Below are 365 nucleotides of genomic sequence, written 5' to 3' on the forward strand. Positions count from 1 at the left end.
ACGACGGAACTATAAAAGCGAGGAAATTCACGGATGAGCCAGATTGTGATCTTAACGGATAGCACAGCCTATCTGCCAACTACCTATTGTGAAGAACATCAAGTGCACGTCGCACCACTTAGTGTCATCTTCGACGGTGACGCCTATCGAGAAGGGTTTGACATCTCAGTAGCTGAATTTTATGAACGCATCCAGACGGGCAGCCTCCCGACGACATCACAACCGAACATCGGTGATCTCGTTGCGTCGTTCGAGCAATTGCCGGAAGGAACGGATATCATCGGTATCACACTATCGAGTGGGATCAGTGGAACGTATCAAGCGTTACATACGATCAACATGATGGTGGAGCATGTCAACGTCCA

The 365-nt window shown here is 48.8% G+C and carries 1 protein-coding gene; it reads left to right on the forward strand.

Features of this window, described 5'->3' with window-relative positions; translation table 11 throughout:
* Window positions 1–33: 33 nt before the first annotated feature.
* A partial coding sequence (locus B4F99_RS09740; RefSeq protein WP_290757362.1) for a DegV family protein occupies window positions 34–365 on the forward strand: 332 nt, incomplete at its 3' end.

This window comes from Exiguobacterium sp. UBA3491 (assembly GCF_002377745.1).
Lineage (GTDB): Bacteria > Bacillota > Bacilli > Exiguobacteriales > Exiguobacteriaceae > Exiguobacterium_A.